Annotated in this window: 36 protein-coding genes; 28 read left to right on the top strand and 8 right to left on the bottom strand. The window is 41.2% G+C overall.

Annotated elements, in window-relative coordinates; genetic code table 11:
• Positions 1 to 189: 189 nt before the first annotated feature.
• Both ACFQIC_RS19660 and ACFQIC_RS19655 read left to right on the top strand, forming a co-directional pair.
• On the top strand, positions 190 to 1719 hold the full coding sequence (locus ACFQIC_RS19660) for a sodium-dependent transporter (protein WP_204708387.1): 1530 nt from the start codon (positions 190 to 192) through the stop codon (positions 1717 to 1719).
• The gene (locus ACFQIC_RS19655; RefSeq protein WP_204708388.1) at positions 1719 to 1814 is read left to right on the top strand and encodes a MetS family NSS transporter small subunit; all 96 of its coding nucleotides are present in this window, start codon (positions 1719 to 1721) and stop codon (positions 1812 to 1814) included. Before ACFQIC_RS19660 ends, ACFQIC_RS19655 begins: the two co-directional genes overlap by 1 nt.
• A 48-nt stretch (positions 1815 to 1862) precedes the next feature.
• Here ACFQIC_RS19655 and ACFQIC_RS19650 read toward each other — a convergent pair whose 3' ends face one another.
• Both ACFQIC_RS19650 and ACFQIC_RS19645 read right to left on the bottom strand, forming a co-directional pair.
• Complete coding sequence (locus ACFQIC_RS19650) at positions 1863 to 2801, bottom strand: M23 family metallopeptidase (RefSeq protein WP_390217732.1); 939 nt, start codon at positions 2799 to 2801, stop codon at positions 1863 to 1865.
• Between the two features lie 37 nt (positions 2802 to 2838).
• On the bottom strand, positions 2839 to 3438 hold the full coding sequence (locus ACFQIC_RS19645; RefSeq protein WP_204708389.1) for a YhcN/YlaJ family sporulation lipoprotein: 600 nt from the start codon (positions 3436 to 3438) through the stop codon (positions 2839 to 2841).
• Positions 3439 to 3573: 135 nt separating this feature from the next.
• Between ACFQIC_RS19645 and ACFQIC_RS19640 the strand changes: the two genes are divergently transcribed.
• Complete coding sequence (locus ACFQIC_RS19640; protein WP_390217802.1) at positions 3574 to 3846, top strand: YutD family protein; 273 nt, start codon at positions 3574 to 3576, stop codon at positions 3844 to 3846.
• Between the two features lie 84 nt (positions 3847 to 3930).
• Here ACFQIC_RS19640 and ACFQIC_RS19635 read toward each other — a convergent pair whose 3' ends face one another.
• The gene (locus ACFQIC_RS19635; RefSeq protein ID WP_204708391.1) at positions 3931 to 4197 is read right to left on the bottom strand and encodes an SAV0927 family protein; all 267 of its coding nucleotides are present in this window, start codon (positions 4195 to 4197) and stop codon (positions 3931 to 3933) included.
• A 105-nt stretch (positions 4198 to 4302) separates the two neighbouring features.
• Here ACFQIC_RS19635 and ACFQIC_RS19630 point away from each other — a divergent pair, with 105 nt between their 5' ends.
• The 3 genes from ACFQIC_RS19630 to ACFQIC_RS19620 all read left to right on the top strand — a co-directional run bounded on the left by ACFQIC_RS19630 (position 4303) and on the right by ACFQIC_RS19620 (position 6048).
• Positions 4303 to 4767, top strand: coding sequence for a DUF86 domain-containing protein (locus ACFQIC_RS19630; RefSeq protein ID WP_204708392.1), 465 nt, complete (start codon positions 4303 to 4305; stop codon positions 4765 to 4767).
• Positions 4754 to 5518, top strand: a complete 765-nt coding sequence (locus ACFQIC_RS19625; protein WP_204708393.1) for a TIGR01457 family HAD-type hydrolase — start codon at positions 4754 to 4756, stop codon at positions 5516 to 5518. The genes ACFQIC_RS19630 and ACFQIC_RS19625 overlap by 14 nt, the downstream gene beginning before the upstream one ends.
• Positions 5519 to 5859: 341 nt before the next feature.
• Positions 5860 to 6048, top strand: a complete 189-nt coding sequence (locus ACFQIC_RS19620; RefSeq protein WP_204708394.1) for a hypothetical protein — start codon at positions 5860 to 5862, stop codon at positions 6046 to 6048.
• Between the two features lie 1085 nt (positions 6049 to 7133).
• Here ACFQIC_RS19620 and ACFQIC_RS19615 read toward each other — a convergent pair.
• Both ACFQIC_RS19615 and ACFQIC_RS19610 read right to left on the bottom strand, forming a co-directional pair.
• Positions 7134 to 8708: a hypothetical protein gene (locus ACFQIC_RS19615; RefSeq protein ID WP_204708395.1), complete on the bottom strand. Its 1575-nt coding sequence runs from the start codon at positions 8706 to 8708 to the stop codon at positions 7134 to 7136.
• A 119-nt stretch (positions 8709 to 8827) separates the two neighbouring features.
• Positions 8828 to 9334 (bottom strand): phosphatidylglycerophosphatase A family protein, encoded by a 507-nt coding sequence (locus tag ACFQIC_RS19610; protein ID WP_204708396.1) that lies wholly within the window; start codon positions 9332 to 9334, stop codon positions 8828 to 8830.
• Positions 9335 to 9485: 151 nt separating this feature from the next.
• Here ACFQIC_RS19610 and ACFQIC_RS19605 point away from each other — a divergent pair, with 151 nt between their 5' ends.
• A complete protein-coding gene (locus ACFQIC_RS19605) occupies positions 9486 to 10451 on the top strand; it encodes a 2-hydroxyacid dehydrogenase (protein ID WP_204708397.1) in 966 nt (321 codons plus the stop codon).
• Between the two features lie 92 nt (positions 10452 to 10543).
• Here ACFQIC_RS19605 and ACFQIC_RS19600 read toward each other — a convergent pair whose 3' ends face one another.
• Entirely contained in the window at positions 10544 to 10765 is a 222-nt protein-coding gene (locus tag ACFQIC_RS19600; protein ID WP_204708398.1) for a NifU family protein, read from the bottom strand.
• A 167-nt stretch (positions 10766 to 10932) separates the two neighbouring features.
• Here ACFQIC_RS19600 and ACFQIC_RS19595 point away from each other — a divergent pair, with 167 nt between their 5' ends.
• The 6 genes from ACFQIC_RS19595 (at position 10933) to ACFQIC_RS19570 (ending at position 14952) form a co-directional block, all read left to right on the top strand.
• Positions 10933 to 11274, top strand: coding sequence for a YuzD family protein (locus ACFQIC_RS19595; protein ID WP_204708475.1), 342 nt, complete (start codon positions 10933 to 10935; stop codon positions 11272 to 11274).
• Positions 11275 to 11359: 85 nt separating this feature from the next.
• Positions 11360 to 11596, top strand: coding sequence for a YuzB family protein (locus ACFQIC_RS19590; protein WP_390217800.1), 237 nt, complete (start codon positions 11360 to 11362; stop codon positions 11594 to 11596).
• A 365-nt stretch (positions 11597 to 11961) separates the two neighbouring features.
• Entirely contained in the window at positions 11962 to 12324 is a 363-nt protein-coding gene (locus ACFQIC_RS19585) for a HesB/IscA family protein (protein ID WP_204708400.1), read from the top strand.
• 217 nt (positions 12325 to 12541) lie between these two features.
• Entirely contained in the window at positions 12542 to 13570 is a 1029-nt protein-coding gene (locus tag ACFQIC_RS19580) for a tyrosine-type recombinase/integrase (protein WP_390217798.1), read from the top strand.
• A 268-nt stretch (positions 13571 to 13838) separates the two neighbouring features.
• Positions 13839 to 14480: a hypothetical protein gene (locus ACFQIC_RS19575; RefSeq protein ID WP_204708401.1), complete on the top strand. Its 642-nt coding sequence runs from the start codon at positions 13839 to 13841 to the stop codon at positions 14478 to 14480.
• Positions 14481 to 14520: 40 nt separating this feature from the next.
• Complete coding sequence (locus ACFQIC_RS19570; RefSeq protein ID WP_204708402.1) at positions 14521 to 14952, top strand: endonuclease domain-containing protein; 432 nt, start codon at positions 14521 to 14523, stop codon at positions 14950 to 14952.
• Between the two features lie 469 nt (positions 14953 to 15421).
• Here ACFQIC_RS19570 and ACFQIC_RS19565 read toward each other — a convergent pair whose 3' ends face one another.
• Together ACFQIC_RS19565 and ACFQIC_RS19560 are read right to left on the bottom strand one after the other, a co-directional pair.
• On the bottom strand, positions 15422 to 15961 hold the full coding sequence (locus ACFQIC_RS19565; RefSeq protein WP_204708403.1) for a tyrosine-type recombinase/integrase: 540 nt from the start codon (positions 15959 to 15961) through the stop codon (positions 15422 to 15424).
• 62 nt (positions 15962 to 16023) lie between these two features.
• On the bottom strand, positions 16024 to 16242 hold the full coding sequence (locus tag ACFQIC_RS19560; protein ID WP_204708404.1) for a helix-turn-helix domain-containing protein: 219 nt from the start codon (positions 16240 to 16242) through the stop codon (positions 16024 to 16026).
• A gap of 149 nt (positions 16243 to 16391) precedes the next feature.
• Here ACFQIC_RS19560 and ACFQIC_RS19555 point away from each other — a divergent pair, with 149 nt between their 5' ends.
• The 15 genes from ACFQIC_RS19555 to ACFQIC_RS19485 all read left to right on the top strand — a co-directional run bounded on the left by ACFQIC_RS19555 (position 16392) and on the right by ACFQIC_RS19485 (position 25601).
• Positions 16392 to 16598: a hypothetical protein gene (locus tag ACFQIC_RS19555; RefSeq protein ID WP_204708405.1), complete on the top strand. Its 207-nt coding sequence runs from the start codon at positions 16392 to 16394 to the stop codon at positions 16596 to 16598.
• The gene (locus ACFQIC_RS19550) at positions 16598 to 16945 is read left to right on the top strand and encodes a hypothetical protein (RefSeq protein ID WP_204708406.1); all 348 of its coding nucleotides are present in this window, start codon (positions 16598 to 16600) and stop codon (positions 16943 to 16945) included. Before ACFQIC_RS19555 ends, ACFQIC_RS19550 begins: the two co-directional genes overlap by 1 nt.
• The gene (locus tag ACFQIC_RS19545) at positions 16945 to 17220 is read left to right on the top strand and encodes a hypothetical protein (protein WP_204708407.1); all 276 of its coding nucleotides are present in this window, start codon (positions 16945 to 16947) and stop codon (positions 17218 to 17220) included. Before ACFQIC_RS19550 ends, ACFQIC_RS19545 begins: the two co-directional genes overlap by 1 nt.
• Positions 17221 to 17604, top strand: coding sequence for a hypothetical protein (locus ACFQIC_RS19540; protein ID WP_204708408.1), 384 nt, complete (start codon positions 17221 to 17223; stop codon positions 17602 to 17604).
• Between the two features lie 790 nt (positions 17605 to 18394).
• A complete protein-coding gene (locus ACFQIC_RS19535; RefSeq protein ID WP_204708409.1) occupies positions 18395 to 18622 on the top strand; it encodes a helix-turn-helix domain-containing protein in 228 nt (75 codons plus the stop codon).
• A gap of 388 nt (positions 18623 to 19010) precedes the next feature.
• Positions 19011 to 19949 carry a hypothetical protein gene (locus tag ACFQIC_RS19530; protein ID WP_204708410.1) on the top strand — a complete coding sequence of 313 codons (939 nt, stop codon included), beginning with the start codon at positions 19011 to 19013 and terminating at the stop codon, positions 19947 to 19949.
• Positions 19950 to 19998: 49 nt separating this feature from the next.
• Entirely contained in the window at positions 19999 to 20172 is a 174-nt protein-coding gene (locus ACFQIC_RS19525) for a helix-turn-helix domain-containing protein (RefSeq protein ID WP_204708411.1), read from the top strand.
• 64 nt (positions 20173 to 20236) lie between these two features.
• The gene (locus ACFQIC_RS19520; RefSeq protein ID WP_204708412.1) at positions 20237 to 20377 is read left to right on the top strand and encodes a hypothetical protein; all 141 of its coding nucleotides are present in this window, start codon (positions 20237 to 20239) and stop codon (positions 20375 to 20377) included.
• A gap of 22 nt (positions 20378 to 20399) precedes the next feature.
• A complete protein-coding gene (locus ACFQIC_RS19515) occupies positions 20400 to 20540 on the top strand; it encodes a hypothetical protein (RefSeq protein ID WP_204708413.1) in 141 nt (46 codons plus the stop codon).
• A gap of 614 nt (positions 20541 to 21154) precedes the next feature.
• The gene (locus ACFQIC_RS19510) at positions 21155 to 21280 is read left to right on the top strand and encodes a hypothetical protein (RefSeq protein WP_390217726.1); all 126 of its coding nucleotides are present in this window, start codon (positions 21155 to 21157) and stop codon (positions 21278 to 21280) included.
• On the top strand, positions 21270 to 21419 hold the full coding sequence (locus ACFQIC_RS19505; RefSeq protein ID WP_204708414.1) for a hypothetical protein: 150 nt from the start codon (positions 21270 to 21272) through the stop codon (positions 21417 to 21419). The genes ACFQIC_RS19510 and ACFQIC_RS19505 overlap by 11 nt, the downstream gene beginning before the upstream one ends.
• Positions 21406 to 21573 (top strand): hypothetical protein, encoded by a 168-nt coding sequence (locus ACFQIC_RS19500; RefSeq protein WP_204708415.1) that lies wholly within the window; start codon positions 21406 to 21408, stop codon positions 21571 to 21573. The genes ACFQIC_RS19505 and ACFQIC_RS19500 overlap by 14 nt, the downstream gene beginning before the upstream one ends.
• A complete protein-coding gene (locus ACFQIC_RS19495; RefSeq protein ID WP_204708416.1) occupies positions 21573 to 22349 on the top strand; it encodes a hypothetical protein in 777 nt (258 codons plus the stop codon). Before ACFQIC_RS19500 ends, ACFQIC_RS19495 begins: the two co-directional genes overlap by 1 nt.
• 155 nt (positions 22350 to 22504) lie before the next feature.
• Positions 22505 to 22786, top strand: a complete 282-nt coding sequence (locus tag ACFQIC_RS19490; protein WP_390217724.1) for a hypothetical protein — start codon at positions 22505 to 22507, stop codon at positions 22784 to 22786.
• Positions 22787 to 23069: 283 nt separating this feature from the next.
• A complete protein-coding gene (locus tag ACFQIC_RS19485; RefSeq protein ID WP_204708418.1) occupies positions 23070 to 25601 on the top strand; it encodes a phage tail protein in 2532 nt (843 codons plus the stop codon).
• Positions 25602 to 25613 lie beyond the last annotated feature (12 nt).

Genomic DNA, 25613 nt, shown 5'->3' with positions numbered 1-25613 from the left:
CTTTGTTTTTTTATTGGTATATTTGGAAAATTAGTAATTTTATAATATTATTTTGACAACCTACAATCGTATGGTTATAATTTAAGCATCCATAATCAGAAAAAGACAAATATTTGTAACATTCTTACCTTATCTTTATCATACTTTAAAGGGAAAGAATGAACTTAAAAAAGAGGAGGTAATTAACAGATGGAAAAACGTGCACAATGGGGTACGCGGGTTGGTTTTTTACTTGCGGCCATGGGATCAGCTATCGGATTAGGTAATATCTGGCGTTTTCCCGCTACGGCCTATGAAAGTGGCGGAGGGGCATTTATTGTTCCTTATTTATTTGCATTATTAACTGCAGGTATTCCACTTTTGATATTGGAATACACGATCGGTCATAAGTATAGGGGTTCTGCTCCTAAATCATTTGGAAGAGTAAGCAAAGGTTTTGAGTGGATTGGTTGGTGGCAAGTAACTGTAGCTTTTGTTATTTCTACTTACTACTCGGTTATTATCGCTTGGGCAATTATGTATTCATTTTATTCTATTAACTTAACATGGGGGGACGACCCTACATCGTTCTTTGTAGGAGATTTTCTTACACTAGTTGATCCGGGAGATTTTGGTGGAATCGTACCAAAGATATTACTACCGCTATTAATAGTATGGGTCATCACACTAGGTGTACTTTCTAAAGGAATAAAAAAGGGTATCGAGGTTGCAAACAAAATCTTTATTCCTTCGCTAGTTATACTATTTCTAATTATTGTAATACGTGCTGTAACACTTGAAGGAGCTAGTGATGGATTATCTTCATTCTTTACTCCTGATTGGTCTCAAATAGGAGATCCACAAGTATGGGTAGCAGCCTATGGACAAATATTCTTCAGTTTATCTATTGCATTTGCTATTATGATTACTTATGCTTCTTATTTACCGAAGAAGTCGGATATCACAAACAATGCCTTTATCACAGGCTTTGCTAACTCGTCTTTTGAAATATTAGCAGGTATTGGTGTGTTTGCAGCCATAGGTTTTATGGCTTTCCAATATGATACAACTGTAGGTGAACTTGCTGCAGAAAAAGGTGTAGGTGGAATTGGGCTAGCCTTTATGGTGTTTCCTGAGATCGTTAACCAAATTCCTGGGCTACCTGGATTATTTGGATTCTTGTTCTTTGCATCATTAGTATTAGCTGGTTTATCTTCACTTATATCCATTACAGAAACTTATGTGGCAGCTGTGTCTGAGAAATTCAATCTTTCACGTGTGAAAGCTGTTGTGTTTGGTGGAGGACTAGCCGCTATTTTATCTCTGTTTTATGCTACTCAAGGAGGTTTGTCCTTACTTGATACAGTGGACCACTTTATTAATAACTTTGGTGTAGCGTTAGCTGGTTTGTTTGAAGTAGTAGCGCTTACCTGGTTTGCAAAAGGACTAAAGGGATATCAAAGCCATGCGAATAGCGTATCAGATATTGCACTAGGTTTTTGGTGGCGCTTTTGTTTAGGGGTCATTACACCGTTAGTTCTTGGTTACATGATGCTTCAAAACTTACGTGCAGAGATTTCTGCTGCATACGAGGGATATCCAATTGACTTCTTATTTAACTTCGGTTGGGTGGTTGCCATCGGCGCTATCCTAATTGGGTCACTTATGTCTATGCGCAAATGGCCGAATAATGAATTAGAATATGATGAAGAGAAAGATGATAAGGAGGGTCTAAGCTAATGGCCATTGTCATGTTTATTATCACGATCGGAATTGTTTGGGGTGGCCTGGCATTAAGTATTATACACGCTGTCAGAAAATCGAAAAGTTCATAACAGAAAATCCGTAGCGTCTTATTGACGCTACGGATTTTTTGTTAATTATTATCCAGCTTGTTTTTGCCATCGTTTTAAATAAGGGTAAGGATCAAATGACCATTCATTTTTTCCGTTATCTTGGTACATTCCATAATGAAGGTGTGGAGGGAATTTACCTGAAGTCCCAGGAGGACCGTATCCCGTTGATCCTACGCTTCCTATTACATCTCCCGGTTGAACGACATCTCCAACCTGTTTAGAATCCTCGAATCCGCTTAAATGAGCATAGTAGTGGTAAATGTTATAAATGTCTCGAATTCCTATGCGCCAGCCTCCAAACTTATTCCACCCTTTCATTTCAATCACACCGTAAGTTGTAGACTGTACAGGGACACCATAATTTGCGAAGATATCCGTTCCTTCGTGGATCCGGCGTCCTCCAAATCCTCTAGCATCTCCCCAAGTGTTATTGTAGCTAAAGTTTGCTGTAAGAGGTACGGGGAAGTCTCTATCTTTAAGCGAAACCGTTTGGAATTTGTTAAATACTTTAGCTGTATTCATAATCGTTTGAACAGTTAAATCGCGCTTATAATAATTCCATAAGGCAATTCGGATATCATCTTCAGTCGTTCCATAAGACTGAATGTATTTACCAAGACTCCACAGGATATCTTCATCACTTGTCATATCTACTTTTTTATTACCATCCCCGTTATCGCCCCAACCTTCAGGAAAGAAAGATGGGTCTGCATCAATTCCATTCCAAAATAAAGGGTCAGGGCGAAAAGCGGTGACTCTACCTTTTGGAATTTCGTCATGAATTTGCCGTTCGTATTGGTCAATAGCAGCTAAGTAAGTCCAAGGAATGCCTGTAACTACCGCTGTTTTTTTATATAACGACATTCGTGTGACATCATCCTTCTCAGAGGAAGCGGAACTAGTAAGGGAAGGGAAAGCAGAAATGGACAATAAAATAATGATCATACTCAATCCTAATTTCAACATCTTCACCTTCCTTGTATATTTGGTAGAGGGCAACGAATTAACTTTCTTCAACGGTTTCACTCGTTGTATTTCCCTGCGGAGACTCTTTTAACTTATTGATTATACTTTCAATGCCTTCACTATATTGTTCATCATATACGGTGGAGTTACTCAAGCTTTGAATATCACCAAATGCTGATGGGTTATCCGACACGTAGACTTTGTAAAAGCTCGGTACAAGTGAGTATGCTGTTTTCTTTACCATATCAGCTGCGTTATTACGGTCTTTATCTTCTGGTGGATCATATGCGACGAGTATTTCATCGTCTGTGACTAATGTGGCTACGTCTTCAAAGTCCTCATAACGAAGGATCATTCGAGTAATCATATCAGCCATGTCCTCGCGGTTGACTTTTATTTTATGATTTTGTTCTGTTTCTTGATCTAACTGGCCTTTCTGAAAACGTACATAGCCTACTTGTCCGTCAGCTGGCTCTTCCTTATTATAATTATCCATTGCGTTGCCTTCGATTGTGTGGTCTTTATCTTGTTCTGTTTCTTGTAAAGTGTTCTCATCTTCTTGTGCTGGACTACAGCCACTTATGAACAATGCTGATAAACTTAATGTTAAAATGGATGTGTAAACAGTTTTCTTCATAATCAACTTCCTTCTTTAGTTCATACTATATCTTTAGCTTGGACGGAATTTTAATAATGATACAAATTTTATCGATGTATTTTCTAACACCAATGGAAATGTGGTAAACTTATGACAAGGTTAGAGGTGATTGTAGTGGTTGAATTATTTGGTAAAAATTATGAACTTATTGAAGATTATAGAGAAGCCTTTGACGAGGAAGAGTTGGAAGGACGCTTTAGCGATATTTTAAGTAAATACGACTTCATTGTAGGAGACTGGGGTTATAGTCAACTAAGGTTAAAGGGCTTCTATGACGATCAAAATTCGAAGGCAACATTTGATACTAAGATTAGTACACTAGAGGATTATTTATACGAATATTGTAATTTTGGTTGTGCTTATTTTGTATTAAAACGTGTGAAATGATAAACCGACGTGCAAAAAGCAATGCACGTCGGTTTATTGTAATTTTCTTTGAGGTTCTTTAAGTTCATGGGAAGCTTCTGTAGCCTAAAGGAAGCTTTGAAAGCAATCCCTTAATTGATCTGCTTCCATTTCGTTCATATGGAATACATGTTCAATGTGACCTTTCCTCTCGAGAGTGTCGTGATTAAGTAAATAGTTACGATTTCCCATAAGGTCGATCACTAAGGTATCTTGATCAAAATAATTTGCTTTCATAAATGCAAATTCATATCGTCTACTTCCAACCGTGAAGCTTATAAATCGAGTGTTTGTTTGTTCCTCACTATCGCTTAATACTTTTAGTTTACTCATATTGAAATCTCCTTTACAAATTCTTGAATTTAATATACATCATATCAGAACAAAGTCTTGTCAGTAAATTTACATCTTTATTTACTTTAGAAGGAGGTTTGCCTTATGTATTTTGTAGATCGACATAAAATGGAAGATATACTAAGATATATGGAAAGATTAATTGAAGAGCAAAAAAAACACGGTTATCAGACGTTTGCTGATTATCTATTGTTAGAGCGGTTGAGTCATCTAACCGTTGAAGCCATGATTGATGTTGGCAATCAAATGATTGATGGTTTTATTATGCGTGACCCAGGGAGTTATGAAGATATCATTGATATTTTAACGGATGAAAAAGTACTTCCAGATGAGGAACTTGAGGATTACAAAGATATTATCAGACTTCGTAAATCTGTTGTTCAAGAATATATGGAAGTTGACCACGATTATATTCTAAGGGTTTGGAAAAGTAAAAATTATTCATTATCTCAATTCCCCAACCGAGTACGAAAATATTTAGAAGAAGAGCTAGGTCCAGTGTCGGCTTTTCTGAAAGCAGAGAGTAAGGATGACAATGAAAAGTTATAAAGCTTATTTAATTGATTTAGATGGTACAATGTATCGGGGAAAAGACAAAGTCCCAGGAGCATCAAGTTTCGTGCAACGTTTAAACGAGTGCTCTGTACCTTACTTATTCGTAACTAATAACTCATCTACTAAGCCTATACAAGTTGCTAACAAATTAAACAACATGGATATAATTGCTAGTAAAAGTCAAGTCTTCACTTCTAGCATGGCTACTGCTAAGTATATTCATTTTTTAAGTCCAGGTGCCAAAGTATTCATTATTGGTGAAGAGGGTCTTTATTTTGCGTTAGAGCAAGAAGGATTAGAGATAGTGAATACTCAGGCCGACTATGTGGTGATAGGAATTGATCGAAACCTATCTTACGAAAAATTGGCTGAAGCGTGTTTACAGGTTAGAAATGGAGCAAAACTGATTAGTACAAATAAGGATGTAGCCATACCTACAGAACGCGGAATGCTACCTGGAAATGGGGCGCTTACTTCTGTTGTCTCCGTTAGTACAGGGGTTACTCCTACTTTCATAGGAAAACCTGAACCAATAATAATGGAACAAGCTATCCAAAAGTTAGGTGTGGAAAAGGAAGAGGTATTGATGGTAGGAGATAATTACCAAACTGATATTATGGCAGGCATTCAATCTGGTTTGGACACACTTATGGTGGAAACAGGTGTAAGTTCTTTTGAAAGTATTAAGAACTTTGAAAAACAGCCGACTTTTAAAGTGGAAAATTTATTTGAATGGGTTTTATAAAAAATTACCGCTGTTTCACATAAGTAGTTCTGTTTCGGTGGAGAAAGATATGAAATAGCATACGAATTAGCAGACCAAATCGCATATGATTTGGTCTCTTATTTTCCCCTTATATATCAATGGTTATTGGATAATCACACTTGGAACTCGATTTCTAGATTGTGTGGCAGTTCCGTCATCGGTAGGAGGAGAAGGTGGTCGGGGAAATAACTTGCTTTCCGTGGGCGTACGGTGAGCCTCCTTGGACTTCATCCTACGGGGTCTCACCATATACTCTAATCCCACAGGAGTCACGTCATTTCCCCGACCCCCTTGCCATGAAGAAGAGGGAAGGAACATCAATGAATCTTAGAAGTTGGCACGTAGCCATTGATATAAGAGCATGCTCATCCTCTATTTTCCGTTCCTTGCCAAACTTCATACGGCAAACGGACCTTCTTGTTATTATACAATTTGGGGCTATAGCTGCACTGTTGCTATCGCTTATTGTGCTAATGGGCAGTTATCTGGAAGACTTGACTCCGAGATGATTGTGTGGAGAAAGGGGCGGTGGGGAAGGAGTCGCCCCTTTCCCTATGTTGCTATCGAAATCGTGCTGTTCTACTGCCCCTGTTAAAGCATGAGATATCTGATATAACGCCAATTGAAGCCTGATGCAGACTAGAGAATATGGCCATCACACAGATCTATTTGAGTCATTAGATAAGTTGTTAAAAATCGAGTGTGATAGCGTGTTTATATGAAGGGTAGGAGCTTACCTGGTGTGTATGCCTATCCATCACCACTTCTCCTTGTGAAGACCGTTTCTGAATTTATAGTACAGATCAATAGTACAGGATCTATTAATGGCAGATGTGGATCAATTTCATGGCACAAGTAGATCATTTCAATGGCAATATTCACACAGCACCCCAGATTTTCATGAAAAGTGTTCCATCCCCCATGCTCCGATAAAAAGGAACTGCCATCTTTTTATTCCAACTGCCCCTTTACTCCAAATCCAAAACCATGAATTTCCGGATAGTTGGCATGATCATTCGGGATACGAAAGGATCGAATCCATAAATCCTAATGCGTGAAAATAATGGATTTTGTTCTAAAAAAGATGAAATTCCTGACTGTCTACTAGCTAATTGATACACTTGTTTAAAAAGGAAACAGCGTTGACATTGAAACGTTCATGCAGAGCTTGTTTGAAGATCGAGGTCTTGAATTGAAAGGATATAGCGCTCCATAAACGATGTAAGCTGTTTCTTTTAACAGTGTACAGAGACTCAAGAATTTCAGGCTTGAATGTACTGGAACGATTCAAAAAGCCGGTTTCTTTAGCTGTTTGCCTTTCATAATCCCGGGCAAGTGTGTTTCTTTTGATTCATAAAATCATCCTTCCCTAGAAATTTCTTCTTTCAAGGAAGGATGACGTTTATAAAAGGGATGACGAAAATGTTGAGGTTAGTTTGACGGGTATGCGTCATTTCCCTGCCCTCCCAAACTCCATACGGCAAACGGATCTTCTTGTTATTTATGGTGCTAAGCATAGTGTATGTTATTTCATCTGTTATTTTAGATTTTCTCCACGGTATCGGAACTGCTTATGTTTCACAGCGGTATTTTATTATAATAAGTAAGGTCCAAAAAATATAGTGATAAATAACAAATGGATGATCACAAAGTAAGTTAGCTTAAGGGTAATAGACCAATCGAGTTTTTTTTCGCTTATGGATAAAATTCCATATGTAAGCAATGCAAATGCAAAGATAAAGATATACGGACTAAATAAAAAACTTAAATATCCCGGTGCTCGTGCCATTAATTCCGGTGTGAAAATACGGTCTTTGAATTGGAATGCGGCTGCTATATAGATTGCTACTCCTGCAAAGAATATCCATGATCGATCTCTGTCAAGTTCTCTCCCTCGTTTTAGCATTACAATTAAAATGAAAACAAGTGGCCAAATGAACCATAGAAATCCTACGATGAAAGCAAAAAAGCTGTAGGATAGCATACCGAGTGTTTTTCCTAACGTGTTGAGGAAATAATCTATAGACATTTTATTCGCTTGTTCAATTACTTTTTTATTAGAAGATGCAAGCAGGAGGCGGTTAGTTTCTCCTTTTATATCAATCCAAGTAATTGTATTTTCATTTACTATACTTGGAGAGGTCGATAAGTTGGGAGTATTGCTTAGTCTGGAAACATCTAATATATTACTGCCACTGAATGTTAATTCATAAATGTTAGAAATGTTCGATTCACTAGTCGATCGATATAGTGTTTCTGAACTTCCGAATGCCTTAAATATCATTTTAGTCTGACGATCATCATGTGGCTTAAGGTGAATGTCACTAATTTCTGTTAGGTTTCCAGTCCCCTTAGGATCATTTACTGAAAGCTGATTAAAGTTCGGATCTTCATTTAATGAAGCGCTAGCATAATAATAATGATTAGTTGGAGAGCCTGACATACTTTGCTTCTGATAGGTCGTTAAAACGAGTGAGTAATTTTGGGATTGAACAGAAAAATTAATATCTTCAATTACTTCCGAATCTTTAATGTTAAATTCACTACTACCAATTTCCAGGGCTTCATTTGATGTAATATCATAAAAAGTAAGCTGAGTGTTTTTACCCTGATTATTTTGGCTAAGTAAATAAGTTTTCTCTTGGTTTTCGAAAACATCTACTTCTGATTGATCGTTCTCTAATGTTAAAAGTATAGAAGGCTCTTGGGTCTCGGGGTTTAAACGCATAATTTCTACTTCATTTTGATACAATATTTGATCTTGTAGAGGAATAAATTTAGAGATTTCGGATATTTTTTCATCTGTTTTTCCATCATACATAGCATAATAATCTGAATAGATAAGGTGATCTCCCTTTAGGAAAAATTGCGTCCACTTATCATAGGGGATGTCGTATGTATTTTCGTTCGTGATTTCTAAGGATTCATTTAAAGAAATTTGTTTAACACCAGTTTCCATTAAATAAGAAACATCAAGATGGCCATTCTCTCTCTCGTTAACTATCGGTTCTAATGTTGACGAGGTCAAACCTAGTTCTACCTCACGACTCCAATTTTCGTTTGGGGGTTCTGTAACTTTTTGATGATTTTCATAAAATAAAACACTTATTCCTATGAGAATGACTACAGTAGGAAGAATCCATATAAACTTTTTGATTAGTCGGTCCATAAATTACCTAACCTTTCCAAATATTTATAAATTCTATGTGATTTTATACGGTTTAACGAGAAAAAAGTTTCATTAATGTAAAAAAAGCCACGCAAGAACTGCGTGACTTTTTTTACATTTTAGTATTCATCACCTTCGGCACTATGAGCAAGTCGACTTGATGCAGCTGCAGCAATCGCTCCTACAATATCATCTAAAAACGTATGACAATCTCCAGAGGATTTATCATTTAACTTCTTGAGGATACCTGGCTTTTGTTTATCAATGTACCCATAATTGGTGAAACCGATAGAACCATAGACGTTCACAATAGATAAGGCAATAATTTCATCGACTCCATATAATCCCTCATCAACTTCAATGGTTGATTGTAATGGTTCCTCAAGCATATTTTTCTCAGCTAGCTTATCAAGCTGGATTCCAGTTATAATGGCGTTGTGCACTTCTCTTTTTTTAAGAACTTGATGAACGTTATAACGACACTCATCCATGGTTAAATCTGTGTGATAATTGGACTGTAAATAATAAACAAGGTCTGCCATATCATCAATGGTCACCCCTCGATCGGTAAGCCAATCTCTGGCTGTTTTTTCCAATGAAGATATTTTTCTGTTTTCATCTTTCAAATTAATGACCTCCAGTACATAGATGCTTAGTTCTTGTTTAGTGAGATAATAAAAATAACGATAGCTATATTATATCAGAAGATGGTATAAGTTACCGAAAAAAATGATATGCGGTTTCATTTCTATTATAATTGATGAAGAGGTGATTAGTATGGAAAAACCATATGTATTTATAACGAGGAAACTACCAGAGGAAGTAGTTGCCCCATTTAGAGAACAGTTGAATATCAGGATGTGGGAGAGTGAATTTGAACCTGTAGACCGCAATTTGTTGAAAAAAGAAGCCAAACAGGCAAATGGATTACTTACGATGCTTACTGATCAGGTTGATGAAGAATTATTAATTGACGCAGCTCATTTAAGAATAGTAGCGAATATGGCTGTTGGGTTTGATAATATTGATGTAGAAAATGCGAAAAAACATAAGGTGATCGTAACGAACACTCCTGATGTACTTACAGATACTACGGCTGATTTAGCGTTTGGTCTTTTAATGGCGACAGCAAGGCGTATAGTTGAAGCTGCAGATTTTATTAAAGAAGGAGAGTGGGGGCAGTGGTCGCCTTTCTTGCTTGCGGGTTCAGATATCCATCATAAGAAACTTGGGATTGTTGGAATGGGAAGAATAGGAGAAGCAGTAGCTAAGCGAGCGCAAGGGTTCGATATGGAAGTGAGTTACCATAATCGATCAAGAAAAAAGGATGTTGAAAAAGAATTATCTATTCAATATGAAAACTTAGATGACCTTCTTAGATCATCTGATTTCATAATGTGCCTTGTACCATTGACTAAAGAGACGAAACATTTATTTAATGAAGAATCTTTTAAAAAAATGAAAAAAAGTGCCACTTTTATAAACGTGTCTCGGGGAGCCACTGTAGATGAGCATGCTTTGTATGAAGCATTAATATCTAAAGAAATTAAAGGTGCTGGTCTAGATGTTTTTGAAAAGGAGCCGATTTCTTCTTCCCACCCTTTACTATCCTTAGAACAAGTGATTTGTTTACCTCATATTGGATCAGCAAGTATAGAAACCAGACAAAAAATGATCCAGCTAAGCCTAGATAATTTATCTCGTGTATTGCATGGAGACTCTGCTATTACTCCAATTAATTAAGACGAAAAAGATGACAAAATAATCCGTACACAATTTGTGTACGGATTATAATTTAGTGGGGAAATCCCCCTCTTGTTATGCCATTCATTTAACTAAAAAACTTGCTCTACTTCATAAATTCCAGGTATTTCTTGAGCTAAGGCACGTTCAATTCCTGCTTTGAGAGTGATTGTAGAACTAGGGCAGTTTCCGCATGCACCCATCAAACGTAAGCGGACAATACCTTCATCTACGTCTACTAATTCCACGTCGCCTCCGTCACGCAGTAAAAATGGGCGAAGTTTATTAAGTACTTCTTGAACTTGAGCTTCCATGTTCAATCTTCCCCTTTCGTTACTTCTTATTATAAAACGAAATCATAAAAAAATCTATTCTTGTCTCATTAAGATAATAAATTGAGAACCATTTTCATTCTACCTTCTATAAGAGGTTTTGTAAAATGTTATTATTAGATGTATTAAAGCAAATGGGGGGAATCACAATGCCAGAAAAGCATGTGTTGTTAACAGTTTATGGAGCAGAAGTACGGTGTGCCAGTTGCGTGAATGCACCCGGTTCAAAGGAAACATATGAGTGGCTACAGGCCGCTATTTCAAGAAAGTATCATGTTGAATTTCTGAGTTTTCGGTATGTAGATATATATGATACAATTGATAACGAAAAGGATCAGGAATACATTAATCAAATAATGAATGATGAACTTTTTTATCCTCTAGTGTTAGTTAATGAAGAAATTGCCGGAGAAGGCAACCCTAGATTAAAAGCTATATATAAAGCATTGGAGAACGAGGGGATAGAACTAAAAGAAGACTCTAATGTTTAAGAATTTGCAATATTATTTTTTTGTTAAATGTGATAAGATAGGGTTGTACTGGGGTTTCATCTAGGTCAAAGAGGTGAGACTGATGATGAATTCAATGATCGAGTTTTGTGTTAATAATTTAATTAGCGGATCTGATGAAGCAATGGAAGAATTGGAGAAAGATCCGGATCTAGATGTTGTAGAATATGGTTGTCTCAGCCATTGTGGCATATGCTCTCAAGGGTTGTTTGCTTTAGTTAATGGTGAGCGTGTTATGGCTGACACTGCGGAAGAACTGGTATCCAATATATATCAACACCTAGAAGAGAATCCCCTGTTTTAATAATACCGTGTCAAGCTTATAGATAAAGCCTTTGCGATGAAAGTTGCAAAGGCTTTTTTTGATTCCTACTTTATGATTTCAAGCTCTATAATGTACATCAAGGACTCAGGAGAATTAAAAAATGCACTCCATTCTCTCTTTTGATCCCCTAAAGTTGCTAACTCCTCTGTTTGAAGGGAGCTCGTACATTGTTGATAAACGATTCATCACCTGAAGGCGTTCCTACTAAAAATCTTTGCTTAATAAATCAACAGTGAATGGGTGATCATAAATGGAAATGAGTATTTGTTTTTAAAATACTTTGTTTGATAAAATGTGTCGTAGTTAGTATACTGAAAATAACGATAAGAAAGGAGAGTCCATAGATGATTCTTAATATCACAGAAGCAGCGAATCACCAGATAAATGAAATGATGAAAGATGAGGAATCAAATGAGGTATTCCTTCGTTTTGGTATAAAAGGTGGAGGCTGTAGTGGGTTGTCGTATTCAATGGGTTTTGAAGAAGAATTTAATGAAGAACTTGATACCATAGAGCAATATGAAGGAATTCCTGTAGCTATCCGAACACAAGATATTCCGATAGTCGAAGGAACTAAAATAGACTTTAAGCAAAATATGATGGGTGGAGGTTTTACGATCGATAACCCGAATGCAATCGTTTCCTGTGGCTGTGGATCTTCTTTCAAAACGGCGACGAATGCGGGTACACCTGACCCGAACTGTTAATGTGACGCGGTTTACATCGTTTTCTTCCACGTAAATAATCCGATAACCTATCCGGTAACATATGCGGAAGGGGTGACGGATTGTATTATAAAATCGGCGAATAACAATCGTTCAATTGAATAAAAACAATCCGCAATTGCCTGTCTTAGGGTTGTGGATGACGGTTATTAACGGCCTCTTTAGCGAAATTCATTTTTCGTTAGGGAGGTCGTTTTTTATTGTGCTAAAAAAGAGGCGAAGGGTTACAAGTGTCACCTCGGAGAAAAGAGAGTATCCGAAACTAACGCTACAAGAGGCGGTGGACTTCGTTATCTCCGGTAAACGTGCAGAAGGATTAAGAGATCGGACGTTAAGGGATTACGTGAAAATGTGGAGATACTTTACGGATTGGCTAGTCGAAAATTACGAGGTTGACTATATAAGCGATTTAACGCCGGAAGTGTTTCGTAATTACATTAACTACATGAAATACGACAAAAAGAAGTACGACGGCCACGCCTTTATAGACTCGGAAAAGCAGGGCGTAGGGTTATCGGATACAACGATAAATATAAATATTCGCACAATCCGGTCATTACTTAACTTCCTTGACCGCGAAGGGCTGATCGAGGTAAACCCGGTAGCCAACGTCAAACCTATTCGTCAGGATATTGATATGGCCGACGCGTTTACGGATGATGAGTTGAAGGCGATCCTAGCTCAGCCGAATAAAAGAGATTACGTGGGGTTCCGTGATTTTGTGGGGATGAACTTATTAAGTGATTGCGGCTGTAGAATACAGGAATTACTTTCATTGCGAGCAACGGACATTGACTTTAAAACGCGGTTCATTACGATAGCTTCCGAAAAGAGCAAGAACAGACACCAACGGATTGTACCGATGTCAACGCACGTATCAAAGTTACTACTTCAATTAATCGGAGAGAATCAAGAACACTTCAAGACCGATCGGATATTCTTATCGAGCTACGGAGAGCCGTTAGGCGCGAATCATTTTAATAAGCGCCTCAAGTATTACGCTGATAAAGCTGGCGTAGACAAGCCTAAAGTTACTGCGCACATTTACCGGCATACATGGGCGAAGAGTATGATTTTAAATGGTTGCGATCCTTTTACACTTCAAAAAATAGGTGGTTGGGCTGACATTCGGACCATGCGGAGGTATATACAGATGGACCTTCGAGAGATGCGTGAGAGTCACGATAACTATTCGCCAGTTATGAGGTTCGGAAGAAAACGATTGTAAACAAATTGTACACAAAAAAAGAGAACGCAACCACCGAAGTGATATACGCCCTACACCAAGTTCAGTATATCGCAAAAAATAGAGGGTTGTCAATATTGGATAAGTCTGCCCTTTAATTGGAACATACGTTCGTGTGGTTACGTCCTCAATCGGAGGGTAAACGATGACTATTTATTTATCGGAATACACAACGTTCGATAGTACGCAGGAACTAAATAAACACGTTAAGCAGCACGAACAAGCCAACGCGGAGGAACTAACCGTAACCATGCGCCAGGTACTCCGATTCATAGCACGTTATTCAGTTAAGTATAGTGGCGCGTCTCACTTAAAGACGGCAACGATTGCGGAGGGTATTGGTAAAACAGACCGTACGGTTAGGCGTGTTATGAGCACGTTAGAAGGCTTCGGAATCATCGAGCGTATCAATACAACCCGTAAGAAGTCCGGCGGCTCAGGCGCTAATATTGTGCGTATATTACCCTTTACGACTGACGTTATGACCGCCCGTTTGTCAGAGCGTGAGGTTACGGAGAAGGCACGTACAGCAAGCGATAAGCCCGATAATTCACCGGAGGAAACATTACATAAGCGTGAAGATCAAGAGCACATACTAGAGACGGCTGCCTTGCGCGGATCCATTCCCGCTGAGCTTTACGATAAACTCTCTCCGTTCTTTAACGTAAAAGAATTATACGAGGTCATCGGTACGTTATATAGGGCGAAGGCAAGTATAAATAAATCGATCAGGGCGGAAGATCATCCGGAGTATATTGATGCATTCCTTGCTTGTGTGCGTCGATTTAAGACGGGGAAAGTACGCAGTTTATCCGGGTATCTATACGCATCTTGGCGTAAGGTCAGTCGAGGTATATACTGGCGTCAGATGGCCGAGGATATGTACGTATAAAGTTGGCGATAATAGTACCGTTAAAAGGACGGTGCTATGAATGAAAGAGTATATAGAGTACGGCGTGTTCTTCGGCTTGCTGGCGTTCACTGGCGTATGTGTGCTTCGCTACAAGCCGGCAGAGGAAGAGGTTCAATCGGTTGAGCTTATCGAATATAATAAGTGTGAGTCGCCTATTGAGCGTCGTTTATACAACGGCTTAGTTTCGTATGGCTTGCAACCGCGTACGCAATGGCCGGCAGGCAGGAGATACCGCATCGACCTTGCGTTCCCAGGTCGGATGATCGCGATAGAAGCCGACGGCAAGGCGTACCACTCTACGCCAGCTCAGAAGGCCCACGATCGCAAAAAGGACCGTTATTTACGTAGTAAAGGATGGACGGTGCTGCGCTTTAGTGGGTCGAGAATACACCGTAATTTGCCGAGTGTGGTCCGGAGAATAAGCGATGAGCTGTCCGATGAGGGTACGTAACTGTACGTGACAGGTGGCGAATAAACCAGGCGCAGGCACCCACCGCACGCGCACCGGTGAACCTCGAGGGCTCAGGCGAACACACCCCCGGAAATATACACGTCTGTATGCACGGATCATTACGGTTTGGCAACGTAGGAATGCGGGTTGAGGCGATGCATAAACGGAAGTATCTCCGTAATCATCCGAAACGGACAATGAATGCCGTCATATAAACGATTTAATTCGTGGTTGAACGTATCAGAACGTACATTTGTTGCGTTGAATATGCGTTATTACGTATACTTATGCGGTATATGCATACGGCGGGGGGTACCTGCGATCGAGAACTGGCCCGCCGCGTGCCTGAACAATGAGCGAATTATGAAACGACCTCAGGGGTAAAAAATAGCGGAATATTTTTCGCAACCTCGAGGGTTCGTGTCACCTTCGGATTTCCTTCGCCTAAGCACGAAAAAACCACCGCGGATTAAACCACGATGGCTTCGATTGCTTCGTCTATTTCGTCCTGTTCAACGCCTATATACGATAATGTAACGTCCTGGCTCGAATGGTTTAACGCTCTCATAATACGCGTGATATCGAGGCCTTGTTCGTATAACATCCAGCCGTGCGATTTGCGAAGGCTATGGCATCCGACGGATCCGATGCGTTCTTTAATGCCTGCGCGTTCAGCGGCTTCGTTTAAAATTCTGTACGACTGAGTCCTGGTAATCGGCTTGTTATCGCCTTTACGTGATGCGAAAAGGTAATCATCGTCGAAGCCTTTAACTTTCGAGAGCTGCTTTTGTAGGTGCGAGTTGATTCGGATTTCTTTCGTCTTGCCGGTTTTTCCTTCTCTTAACTTTAATAGGTGCTTACCTCTTACGTCTCCAACTCTAATCGTTAATAAATCGCTTACTCTCAAACCGAATGAGATACCCAACGTAAATAGAAGTTGATTTCTACCGTGAAGAGCCTTTTTCATCTTGTCTCGATCGGATTTTAATTTAATCGGTTGAACCGTCATATTATCGCCTCCGAATAGTTTATATAACTATATTATTACGTTTAACGTAATTTGTAAAGCGATTATTCTTTATCTTTTAAAGTAAGTAATTCGTTTATGCTCTCCAATTCTAATACACTGGCTATTTTTTCTAATGCTTCTTTAGGTAGTCGTCTGGTTTTACCGTTTGCTAACTCACTTATAGTACGTTCGGTTAAATTTGTTTTATTTGCCAGTTCTTTTTGCCCCATTTGTTTTTCCTTCAATAGAGACCTTAATTTTATTTCTATAATCTTCTCCATGGTCGCCGTCCCCTCTATAAGTACTTATTTATATTTTACCATATATAAAAATTTATTACGTTTAATGTAATGTTTCTGTTGACAATTACGTTAAACGGAATTATTATATAGTTAAGGTTACGGTAAACGTAATCAAAGGAGGTTATCACATGACTTGGACAAAGGAAATGGATGTACGCATCAATCCGGAGGCACATAGGATCAGCGCCCATATGTCTTATGCACAGGCGGCGACCATCGTAATGGCGTTAAGCACGTATTCCGGGAAAGAAGACGGAGAATCCGGCGAAAGGGCTATGGAACTAGCCCAAGCGTTTTGTAATCCAAAAATAGAATCCGAAAAGGGGATGAAATAATGAGAAGCGAATCAATCGAAGTAAACGTTAATTATCACATCAAAGGAGACGAAGGTAAGCCGCAAATCATCTCCGGTAAAGGACGGGTAATAGGCGATGGGCTCGTACTTGCTGCGGACAATGACGGATTTGACGTGTTTCAGTATAACTCTCGTACAGGCGATACAGTCGAAGTTTTCTCGGACAACCACGCGCTAATCAGCATCGGTTATAACTTCGGGAATGAATCGGTCCAGTCGAGAATCACCGACCTCATCCGTGAAGGAACGGACGTAGTTTCGTGGATCCGCGCAGCTATTCAATTAAACGAACAGGCGCACGATAATTCCGAAGGAGGGACGGTTTAATGAGCTTCGTATACTTAACGCCAAGTCCAGCCGAAACCATCGAGTTTCAAGTCGTATTTAAACGAGAGAAGGCGGGAAATATTTCCACAAGGTTGTTTGTCGCCGGGAATGTATTTGCTGAGCGTCTACTATCAACCAACCACTTCTTCGAGTTATATCCGGAGACTTCAAGGTTATTTACGATAAAAGCCGACGAGATTTACCTGACGGAGATATCCGAGCTGTTCGGCGGCTCTGTAGCGGACCAACTATACGAACATATGGAGGTAGTTTAAATGTCTGATGCGCAATTTTACTTTGAAGAGTTCACTAAAATCCACGAAAAAGTTGTAACTCGTTTTGAGCAATTAAACGCGGCTCAGTCGGAACTAGACAAAGCGTTGGCACGCGAATATCACGAGTTAGAGAGGCGCGATGACGATTACTCAACGGCTGATGGGTACGAAATGTCTAAACGAATTAAAACGATACTTAACCGCCGCCGAATAGTTAAAGACGAGTTGGTACGCTTGCAGCCGATGTATTGCCTGCTCCAAAAAAATTACGGCCAAGTGGTCGAGGATTATCGTAAGAGATCGGAGAAAGGCGATCAATTAAAACAAAGTTTGAACGCTACGATGTCCATTGAAGAGGTTATGGCGGATGGTATTAAGCTATAAAAAGACCCGACGCGGCAACGTCAGGTCCATAGGGAGTATTATGTGCGACTTACTGCAATAAGTCGGAAAGTAAGAGAGGTTCGGGCGCGACAACGCCTGAGCCTCTTTTTTATATCTTACTATATATCACGAATAAATAAAAACGATTTTTTGCGTTTGCTGGCACAGTCGTAAGTTGGCGTGACTATAACACAGTAGGAATCAAATCTGTAAATGAGGTTTACTTATACAAACCATTCGTAAACTCTCTCTATTCAATGCTCTTCAATTACTTTTACTCCGCAAAATCTTAGCCCCTCTTCTTGGGTGAAGGGGCGTAAAATATTTCCTGCGTAAAAGGTAATTGAATCGCCCGCGCGGTTGAGTGATTCCGATTATACCGCAAGTTACGGATTTACTAATTAAGTTCAAAACATATCGGGCAAAGACCGCCCGGCCAACGTGACAATTCGCCTTGGAACTCACTAGTAGGTTAGAGAAATTATTTCATGTACCCTGCAATTACCCCTAAAACGTTGGGTACTAAAGAATGAGGAAAACTTTTTACGAAAACGTGATATTTTGCCTTATAAAAAGCGTAATAAGGGGAGAGTGAAAACGTGGACATTTGCCCCTGTATGGCGGCTATAAGGGGAAGGAACTTTTTTAAATAAAAACGTCACATTTTACCCCCTGTATGGCGGCTATAAGGGGAAGGAACTTTTTTACATAGCTCGCGCTCAATCGGCGGCGGGCGTTTTTAAATTGGCGACATAGTAAGCAAATATTAATACGAAAGGGGAACGCACTTATGAAATTAACTGGCGAAACTATCCGAATGGCACGTAAGGCGTGCGGCTGGCCGCAAGGAAAACTAGCTAAAGAGGTCGGAGTACATCCGTCGTTCATCTCACTAATCGAGGCGGGCTATCGAGATATTCCGGAAAGCAAGGCGCAGGCTATCCGAGACGCTTTACCGATTAAAGACGCGGAGCTACGGATGCTAACGGAAATAGAGAAACGATTACAAGCGGAGTAGTTAAGTTCAATATATTCCGGGCATAGAGCGCCCGGGCAACTCGGGAAAACCGCCCTCATTGCTATCTATCCTTAATCACGTTATCTCCTTTACGAAAGAACTATGCGTAGTAGGAGTTGGTGGCGACTTGAATGGTTTGTATTCAAGGCGAATGAAACTTAAATCACTAGCCCTTATTTGTAGTTGTATTTACGCAGATGTGCTAAAAGATGATGACTGAAGAGATATTGAGGAATAACCAAAAACCTAGAAAATAGGAGTTAAACGGCGATATGACGGGGTTTTAGGAGGGAAATAGCCAAAAGTAATAAGGACGTCAAAGCAGTGTATTCGATGAAAAAACGGACGTCAAAGCAGTGTAATATTTTATTACGAGGAGTGGATGGGAATGGGAAACGCAAAAAGATTAGAAGAACAGCAAATGTGGCAAGACCTTAACCCGAAAGTTAAGCGAGGTATTATGGCGGTTAAGGAAAACGTAACTTTCGAGGACGGTAAAGCGACAAGCGCAAACGGAACTGACGTCGATCACATGGTAGAAGTGGTATCGAAAACAACAGACGATCAAGTAAGGGCGCTAAAATCGGTCGATACCTTAACGGAGCACCAAATAGAGAACGGAAAATTCGTATTCGCCTTTTTCGAGCAGGCTCGCATGATGGAGGAGAGATTCCCGTCACTATCCGCACAGGACACGGCGCGTCTAATGTTCATCGGCACATACGTCGCCTGGGAAACTAATCGCCTACAAAGCGGTAAGCACATTATCCGTAAGAAGAAGTTAGAGGAAATGGTCGACATGTCCACAAAGCGATTTAACGAGTTATTCAAACGTTATAAGACGGAAGGTATCTTATATGAGAAAGAATCCGGGGAAATATTCGTCAATCCTACCGTATTTTATCGAGGCAGCTTAAAAAAGCATGAATACGACATCACCAACCTTAATTATACGAGGATGTTCCGGAAGACCGTTCGAGATTTATATACGATGTTTAAAGGACGTAGGTTGGCTCAGTTAGCCGTTATCTATTCCGTACTTCCGTTTCTAAACTTCAATACTAATATCATTTGTTATAACCCGGAAGAGACGGATGAGGAATTAATACGACCGATGAACCTCGAAAAACTAGCGGCGTTATTAGGTTATAAAGATACGTACAAACTGAAACGTGCTCTCGATAATATAAAAATAGACGGGCAACCGGTTTTCTGGGTTCCGCAGAATGTCCATGACAAACGGAATCGTAGAATTATCGCTAACCCACGAGTGGTTTTCGGAGGAGACGGGGAGTCCTTAAAAGTGATTAAAGCTCTATTTAATTAAGCGCCCACCAAGGCGTCTTTTTTATGCGATTTTTAAGGAGGTGAGGAAGTTGAACGGAGAGCAATTAAGACAAATTCGATTTAAAGAGGGGCTTACGCAAGAGGAATTTGCTGGGAGGATCGGGTTCCACCAGTCGTATATATCAGCGATGGAAAACGAGTCAAAGCCGATAAGTGAGAAAACACGATACAAAGTCAGGACAACGTTTGAAACGCGTGAATAGCGTCATCCGATGAGGGCGAGTGCCGGAGGATAGCAAATTACTTAGGGAAATGGGAGGTGATGGGATGGAGAAAGATCGAGGAAGTATGTTAGCGACATACCTTGTCGGACTAGCAATATTAGAGAGTAATGGTCAAACGTATGTAAGACAGGAAATTCGAGAAGCAATGTCAGCAATCAAAAAAGAATTAGAGATTAAAAAATAGCTTTGGAATGGGGCGGAAGAAAATGAAAAACGAAATATTCACGAAGAGTCGACGGACGATCGAACGGCTACAATCCGATGAAAGATACGAGTTAGCCGTCGAAATATACGATGAACGAGAGCTCCTAACCGGGGCTCTTTTTCAATTGAAAGGAAAGGTTTAAATGGCTTATTACCCACGAAATGAACAAGAAACCCATTACGCATATGACCCGGTTAGCGATACCTGGTCGGTGCACAGCACGTACCCACCGCACATTAAATCGATTCTTGAGCGTGTTCCTAACGTATCACTTGCACACAAGGACGAAGACGAAACGGTTATTGCGGTCGAAGGGTACGCAATGAAGGAGCAAATCCGGCTTTACCGAGGTAAGTAGCAGCCCCCTATTTCTAGGACATAAGGGGCGTTCGATACCTACGACACCTGACACGGTAGAAGTATCCGAGAAATGCGGGGCTACCCCTATAAATTTCAACGTAAAAACGCTATATGCACTTATAAATCGTCTTACGGGAGGGGTCAATTATTAAAAGGAAATTCAAATGTTTTGCGATCCGAGAAGAGTCAGAAACGGCGTTAGGGATCATCGAGTATCAGGAAAAAGAGACGTTATATATAGCCTCTTTATATTTCGGTAGTCGATTAAGCAATCGAGAGACTTTCATATCTGCTGGTGATCACATTTTCGAAATGTTAGAGCCCGAAGAACCCGCGATAGTTAGGATGAGTGACTTCCAGGTGAAAAAAGGATTCGCCGTCACCTTTCCGAGAAATATGAATTTTCAGAGGCAACCGTATCACCAAGCATATGAAGAGCCGAAGTTGCTGGCAGAGGGTGCACTAAGCCGTAAAACTACGGTAAATGAACGTATTATGGGAGGTGGTAAGGATGGGCCGTAGAAAAAATCGGAAAGAGATGCGGAGTCCACGGGATGATCGCAGGAGCAAAAAATTGAACGGCGGAAAAAGTTGGGCGGAAAAAATGATGAAAACAATAGAAGAATCAGAAAAAGGGGAGAGTTCAAATGAGAATCAATAGCCAAACACTACAAGGTATGAGCAAAGAATCCTTAAAAGAGCATTATGATGCAGTCAAAAATGAGTACAACGAGAGAGGAACACCCGACTCGAGGACAAGGGCTTACTTGATGACAATCGATTCTTACATTCAGATGAATAGAGGTGAAGAATAATGGCTAAATCATTCTTACAGCAAGCAAAGCAGTTTCTCGCGCAAAAGTCTAAGAAGCGCCAAGCCTTCTTCGATCGAGAGGAAGAGTTACGTACGAAAATCACCGAACTCGATGCGAAGAAGTCGCAGATCACCGCGGAATACGATCCGACCGTCGGCTTCGATCCGAAAAAGCTCGATGATGTGGACGGTGAAATCGAGGCTACTCAAAAGGAGTTGGCGGTACTCACCGAATCCAAACGAAACACACCGGAATATGAGTCCACGGAAGTCGTCGAGCATATCCGGACGCTCAAAGACGAAGCGGAATCGAAGCTGTCCACGAAGCGCACGGCGGAGGAAAAACAGCGAGATAAGATCGAGAAGGCGCGACAAGCGTACCTCGAAGCACTCGCCGGTCATCATTCGATCAAACGCGAGGTCGATGAGGTTAAAGCGGACGCAAACGAAACTTTGCAACAACTTTCCGCGCCAATTAAGCGGCATAGAGACGCCTTGCTACGTGAAGTACAAGCGCTAGAACTTGAATCTTATCGTTTGGCTCCAGACGGGTCTGTAAGCGGAAACGCGCCTCGTTCCGACAATTATCAGAAGCAGGAAATCGACGCGAAGATTCGGGAAATAAAACGGGAAATAACCGAGTTGCAGTCGGCTCAGAGCGAGGTAGTCGGCGGGGTTGCTCCGTTAAATAGCTACAGAGATAACGATTATAAACACGTTTATTTCCTTACAGATAGCGAGCAAAAAGACGCAGCAGAACGAGGTAAGACCGAATAATAAACGCTGGATGCGAGGGCCTAACCGATGCCATCATCCAGTAGAAATAGGTGACGTCCACAGGGCGGCGCCAGGGACTTAGGGTCGATCTTAAATGATCGGCTCTTTTTATTTATCAAAACAAAGGAGAGATGACAATTGTGTTGACTAAGTATATGAAATTAGCACGCAAGACAGAAAAAACATGGAGGAACTATTCGAAGAATCCGAAAAGGGTTGCTATCGAATTAAAACGCAGAAAAGAGGAATTGGAACGGCTAGACGAAGGTGAACTATTGCCCCATGAAGAAACATCGCGTCATTACCTACTCGCAGGATTGGCCGGATTAATACACGCAGCCGATACGATCAATGAGCCGGCGCTTAATTTAGCGATTCTGAATCTCAACCGCGCTCGTTTCGCACTGGAAGCAGGCGGTGAGAGGTATGGCGGCTAAAAAGAATATTACGTACAGAGTTAGCGTTACAGACCGTTTCACTAAGCCTTTAAGGCGTATGCAAGGCCAATTAGAATCGTTCAAACGAACGGCTGACAGCATTGACCGAAATATTGCGCCTTCCGTCAACGTCCAATCGGCAAAAGCCGTTCAAGAATTATCACGGGTGGAGCGGAAAGCGGACAGCATTCCAAGGCGAATCGTGACGCATGTGTCCGTAAGCGCTGATCGTTTCAACCGGGACATAGATAATTTGGCGGATAAGATAAGGTCGTTTAGTACGGTGTTTCGATCCTCTATATCCGGATCTATCCTTACGATGGTCCCTCCGGCAGTTACTGCGTTAGGAGTCTTGGCGGGAGGTCTGGGTGCGATGCTTCCGGTACTAGGAACGGTAGCCGGCGGAACTCTTGGCTTAGCCAGCTCGCTAGGTGCGGCGGCTAGTGGCGCTGGTCTATTGGCTCCGTTCCTTTTTACTCTAGGCTCCGACTTAGCCGACATGGACAAGAGTATAGAACGGAATACAGACGAATGGTACTCGTTATCGGATAGTACGAGGGGCGCCCTTAGTGCGCTGGACAAATTACGAGAGACGTTCGGAAAATTAAAAGACTCCGTAAGCGACCCTATTTACGAGGGAATGGCGAGTATGTTCCAGGCGGCAGAACAAGCGGTGAAGTTAGCGTCGCCTGCGGTTAAAGGAATGGCCGAAGCCTTTAAGGACGTAGGCGCCAGCTTGCGGGAAAATATGGGGTCGGCGGACGTTAAAGCGATCTTTAGCTGGCTAGAAACCGCAGCACCACGGGCGTTTACCGCGATTTCTGAAACGTTAGGTCACTTCCTAGTCGGAATAGGGAATTTAATGCGGGCGTTTGACCCCCTTGCCTCCGAAATTGAATCGGGGCTATTACGCATGGCTGAGAGCTTCCGCGAATGGACTGCAAGTTTATCGGGCTCGCAGAAGTTTGAGGACTTTTTGAATTTCGTTCGTGACCAAGGTCCAAAGTTACTCAATATTCTCGGTAACATTGTAGGCGGGTTAGTAGGTATGGGAGTTGCATTCGCCCCACTTTCGAAGGATATGATCTCCGGCTTCGAAGATATGACGCAGAAGTTCGAAGAATGGGGTGGGGCGCTGTCGGAGAGTCAAGGCTTCAAAGACTTCGTTAGCTTCGTACGCGAAAATACTCCGGGCGTATTGGAATTAATCGGAAACCTAACGAGGTTCGGCTTAGAATTGGCTAAAGGTTTTGCTGAAATCGGCAGCGTTATGTTGCCAATAATTAATAATTTCCTTCAATGGACCACTGCGCTTATGCAAAACAATCCCTGGATAAGTAAACTAATCGCATTGTTACCCGTATTAGTCGGGGTATTGAAGATTGGAGCGGGGATTGTGCTCGTCTTAACCAACGCATTCCGATTCCTATGGCCTGTTATCTCTAAGGTATTTAGTTGGATAGGAAAACTAGGCGGAGTATTTGTTCGGTTAGCTCCTGTTATTACTCGCGCAGGTATTTTCTTATTACGATTCGCTGGACCTATTGGGGTCATCCTTTCGTTAGTAGGAATGTTAGCGAGCTACATCATGATAAATTGGGATAAAATCGCTGCCTATACGCAGAAGATATGGAACAAAATGCCTGAGTGGGTCACTGGTCCGCTAGGTAAAATCGGCGGATTCGTAAAAGAGCAATGGCAGGAAATGACCGGCCAAATAGGTATCGAAGGCGAAAAACAAAAAGAGAAGGTAAGCACGGATTTTGGAGCAATGAGCACGGACGTATCTACGAATATGGGTCAAATGGAAAGCTATATAAGCAGTGGACTAACCAATATGCAAGGATTGTTCTCGTCTAATCTTCCCGGAATGAAATCCAATGTAGATCAAAACTTCGGAGGAATGGATAGTGCGGTCGGGGATAACGTACGACGCATGGAAGCTACGACAGGTAAATCACTCTCTTCAATGTCCGGTATCGTAAGTACCGATACAGGATTGATGAGCTCCGACGTCCTCTCGAATTTTGAGGGTATGAGTGGAGACGTATCTAGCTTCATGGGCGATATGGACTCCAACGTAACTTCACAATGGGGTAACGCGGAAAGCACGACGGCAACTAAAACCTCAGCTATGCAAAGAAAAACAACAGCCGAGTTCCGTGCTCAGCTAATGGCCGTAACAAATAGTATGAATCGATTAAACTCTACGGTTCAACGCTTATGGAATACGACTCAGGCGTTCTTAAACGCGATTAATTTGCACTCTATCGGTACGAATATCATGGCTGGCTTACTCAACGGTATCAGTGGAATGGCAGGCGCTCTATTCAGTAAGGCACGAAGCATTGCGAGCGGGATATCAGGCACTATTAGAGGCGCATTAAACATTCACTCACCGTCCCGCGTTATGGCGGATATCGGCGGAAACATCGGAACAGGTTTATTAGTCGGACTCGAACGTATGAAGTCTCCGGTAGAGCGGGCTGCAACGAAACTAGCGGAAACCGTTTCGAAGCCTCTCGATAAGATGGCAACAGACCGCAATTTTAGTGTATCTACGCACGCTAACTCATATGGAGAGGGACTCGGAAAGCAAATCGCAGCTTCGCGTAGTGGCTCCGGAAGTAGCAATACGGATACAGACAGAATCGCTGAGGCCGTTGCGTCAGGATACCAACTGTTTGCCGACAGATATCAAAACGGGCATGAAACCGTCATAAAGATGGACCGTCACATAGTCGGCCGTTTAGTTGAGCCCGAAGTCTCGACGATTCAGAAACGAGAACAAGATCGAGACAAACGATTTAGTTAAGAGGTGATTAAT

Source organism: Halobacillus seohaensis (assembly GCF_042663045.1).
GTDB classification, from domain to species: Bacteria; Bacillota; Bacilli; order Bacillales; family Halobacillaceae; genus Halobacillus_A; species Halobacillus_A seohaensis.
Note: the sequence above shows the minus strand (reverse complement) of the source record. Positions and strands in the feature narration are given on the sequence as shown.